The sequence below is a fragment of the Okeania sp. SIO2C9 genome (assembly GCF_010672455.1).
In the GTDB taxonomy this organism is placed as follows: Bacteria; Cyanobacteriota; Cyanobacteriia; order Cyanobacteriales; family Microcoleaceae; genus Okeania.
The window spans coordinates 1-3,519 of sequence record NZ_JAAHGO010000177.1; the positions used below are offsets into that span (position 1 = coordinate 1).

The following is a 3,519-nucleotide window of genomic DNA, read 5'->3' on the forward strand; positions in this document are numbered from 1 at the left end:
CTGAGTATAAAGTCCCTACAAAGGTAATCCAGCAGCTAACATCTGTTCCTGCAACTCACGGGCGCGACTTGGTTCAAGTTGACCTCGAAACAAAGAACGAATCTCCGCAGGTTTAGCATTAAACTGTTCAGACAGACTTTTAACGTTATAGCCATGACGAGTTAAAGTAGGTTCTAACTCATCAATCTGCTTAGAAAGAATTGATTCAACCACCGCCACAGTTACAGGCTTTTCACCCAGGCGGTAAGCTTGCTCAAAAGCCAAAGATAAGTGCTGTTGAATTTGTAAAGGTGTTCTCAATTTTTGAGCTAGCTCATCAACAGCTTCAGGAACAATTAATTCAGAAAGAGCTGTATCTTCAGCCACACATTCTCCCAACAGCCATTGAATGTACTCCCCCTGGCAACCCCCAATACTATCCAAGGAGAAGACGGCAGTGCGATAGCCGATTTCCTCCATTGTTGGACGACGCAAGTCATTCTTGAGTTTAGGATGACCGCCCAACACAATTGAGAGAGTACCCCCTCCATCTTCTACCACCTCAATCAAACGCTTGAGTCCGGTTAAAGTGCTGTAGTGTAGGTCATGGGCTTCATCGATGAAAAGTGCAACTGGCTTCTTTCCCTTGCGAAAAAGTTCTCGCAGTTCGCGCTCCCGCTTTTCTCCAGAACTAGGAATCTTTACCTGCTTATCTGAAGATAAATCATAGAATAAGGCTGCAATCAAACTGGGTAAAGTCGTTCGATTTTTATCCACTGATAAAGATTGAGATACCCAGATTTTCCCTTCTTGCTTCAAAGCTGCCTGTAAACGTCTCATAGTAACAGTCTTACCACAGCCTACAACCCCTGTTATGGCGATTAATTTCCCCATACGAATTGCAGCAGAAATCTCTGTGAATAAACGGCGCAGGTGTTCTGTTTCATAGTAACCCGCCCGCCGAAATTCCTTGACTAAGCCGAAAAATTGCTGCACTTCAGTCAACATCTTTGTTCCGCCTCCCACTCTGAAAGTAGTGCTGCACCCTTTCCAAAATAACTTGTTTTTCTAAGGTTTCCTTCAACAGTTCATCGATAAAAGCCCGCTCGACTTCAGATAAACGAGCTAAGGGCAAAGCTAGGTAGTCAGCAATGGCACCCTTGGCTGCCAAGACTGTAGGGTAGCTAAACTCTTGGAAGGGATCGGGGTCAATAAAGGGAACTACAACTAATCCAGGTGCTGTATGAGTTTGAGCCAAGAACTGGAATTCCCCGTCTCCTTGCCAGGCAGTAGTCGGCAAAGCCAACTTTTTTGAGAGAGCTTCAATTCTATCAGCTCGTTGTTGGGTCTTACTTTTCTTGAATTGGCGATAGCGATGTAGGGGAATGGGGCCATCTACTGGTAAATAAGGGCCATATCTTTTTTCCTCCTTTTCCACATACAACTCGTTGTCAAATAATCCCCACCAGAGGACAACCATCTCTCCAGCTAAATCTGGGTCTACTTCATAAGCCACTCCTTCAACAGAGATTCGCGCACAACCATCAACTTTTCTCTGCTCAGGTTCCCTGGCAAAGGTACAGAAGCGTTCCCAGCTACACATTTGCAGTAATCCTGTCTTGGGGAGATGTAGACGCCAGTCTTCGATGCGAGAATGGTTTTCTTGACGGTGAGGCTGACTATTGTAGTTGAGCAAATACTGGTGTAACCAACGGTTGGCTTCAACTTCAGTTTCCGGTTGGTGGAAGTGATATAGGGTTTCGTGAGCTTCCTTGATGGTGCGAAAAGGGCGCTCAACTTTGCCCTTAGCTCGTGCTGTAACTCGTCTGCCATCTTTACCGTTAGGTAGGTGGGTTACTACTTTTACTCCCAAACAGTCCATCACGTTCTGAAATACTCGACTCTTGGCAATCGGACCGTTATCGGTGTAGAGCATTTGTGGGATGCCTTGAAATGAAAACCCTTCAATGGTTTTAGCACTCATGGCGTTAAACAAGAACCGTAAAGCAGTTTCCGCATCTTCCCCATAAGCACAGCGATATTCTTGATAACAAGCACCACTGCGGTCATCAACTACACTGTAGAGCATTAATTGTGGTTTTCCTCGCCCAGACTGCACCCAAGGAGGTTGCTTGATATATTTTAAGTCGGAATGGCTCAAGTCAAAGTGCCAGCATTCATTACTCTGTTCAGCTTGAAAGCGCACTGCTGGTGGCTGTCGGGCAAGGGATGTGTGGTCATATCCCCAAGCTTTGAGATAATAGTTAACTGTACTTTTTTTCAGCAGTTCTTTTGGTGGTTGAATGAAACCGTCTGGGGTTTCTATGCCATATTCTTCTAGTAGTTCAATGGCTCGTGCTGTGGAAAGGTGTCGCCCTTTGGAGTTGTTGGTGCGGATTTTCATCGCTGCTATTACCTCACAGTAATTCTCCATTTCTGAGCGAGTTAGTTTACGAGGTTTTCCTTTGTCGGAACGCTGAATAGCTTTGGGCTTTTGTTGTCTTCGCAAGCTACGATAGAGAGTATCTACTGACACACCATAGTTAGCAGAAGCTTCTTCAATTAGTTCGCGACGCTCCCGCGAACGCTCTGGCAGTAATTCCAACCTAGAGCGTAGTTGAACGAGCGCTTCAGAGGGAATTTGTTTGCGACTCACGTCGTGCCTCTAGCCTCCGCAATGTAGTGGTAAAGCGTTGGCTTGGAGATGCCCATCATCTGACAGATTTCATCAATGGTGTATTGGCTTTCATCGTAAAGTTTAACTACTAACTGGCGCTGGGCTGGTTTGAGGGTTTTGGGGCGACCCCCTTTCCGTCCCCTGGCACGAGCTGCTTTTAAGCCTACTTGGGTTCGTTCTCTAATCAGGTTACGCTCGAATTCGGCTAAGGCTGCGAATAAGTGGAAGATGAGTTTACCGCTACTAGAGTTTGTAGCAATTACTTCTGTGAGGCTTTGTAGCTCTATACCTCTTTTTGAAAGAGTTTCTACTATCTCTATCAAATTTTTTAGTGATCGCCCGAGTCGGTCTAAACGCCACACAACTAATAAATCTCCGGTTCGAGCTACTTCAAGAGCTTTTTGTAAACCAGGTCTGGCTGCTGATACCCCACTAATACAATCTTCATAAATCCGATGACATCCCGCAGTCCGCAAGGCATCTCTTTGCAGACTTAAGTTTTGGTCATCTGTCGAGACTCGGGCATAACCAATTAGCATGGGTGGGCCTTAGTCGTAAGGCAAGAAACTCATTACTAATTATTATATCTTGCCTTAAATAACTTGACTGAGTTTTTTTACTTTTCTAAAGTCCTATTTTCGTTTCTGTCATTACTGAGAGAAAAGAGTAAAAAAAACGAACGTTTTCTTTACACGTCTAGTTGCAAATAATTCTGGCTCAAAAAAGTTATTGCTGTCTGGTTGCATTTAATCCTGGCTCAGTTGCAGTTAATTCTGGCTCAAAAGTAAATCTAGTTGCAATTAATCCTGGCTCAAAATGATCGTTATTGCTGGTCGAGGACAATCTTATTGCTGGCTGCTACA

The 3,519-nt window shown here is 44.7% G+C and carries 3 protein-coding genes; all 3 read right to left on the reverse strand.

The genetic code is table 11. The annotated features are described in order from the left end of the window. Positions 1-15: 15 nt before the first annotated feature. Genes F6K23_RS39985 through F6K23_RS39995 form a run of 3 tightly spaced genes read right to left on the reverse strand, consistent with a single transcriptional unit; the run spans position 16 to position 3,195 of the window. Positions 16-987, reverse strand: coding sequence for an ExeA family protein (locus F6K23_RS39985; protein ID WP_293166696.1), 972 nt, complete (start codon positions 985-987; stop codon positions 16-18). After that, positions 977-2,620, reverse strand: coding sequence for an IS481 family transposase (locus F6K23_RS39990; RefSeq protein ID WP_293166700.1), 1,644 nt, complete (start codon positions 2,618-2,620; stop codon positions 977-979). The genes F6K23_RS39985 and F6K23_RS39990 overlap by 11 nt, the downstream gene beginning before the upstream one ends. An 11-nt stretch (positions 2,621-2,631) precedes the next feature. Further along, positions 2,632-3,195 (reverse strand): recombinase family protein, encoded by a 564-nt coding sequence (locus F6K23_RS39995; RefSeq protein WP_293166698.1) that lies wholly within the window; start codon positions 3,193-3,195, stop codon positions 2,632-2,634. Positions 3,196-3,519 lie beyond the last annotated feature (324 nt).

What these genes read in the sequence shown, in the direction of transcription:
- F6K23_RS39985 (WP_293166696.1), bottom strand. Translation starts at nt 987, where the DNA reads ATGTTGACTGAAGTGCAGCAATTTTTCGGCTTAGTCAAGGAATTTCGG.
- F6K23_RS39995 (WP_293166698.1), bottom strand. Translation starts at nt 3,195, where the DNA reads ATGCTAATTGGTTATGCCCGAGTCTCGACAGATGACCAAAACTTAAGT.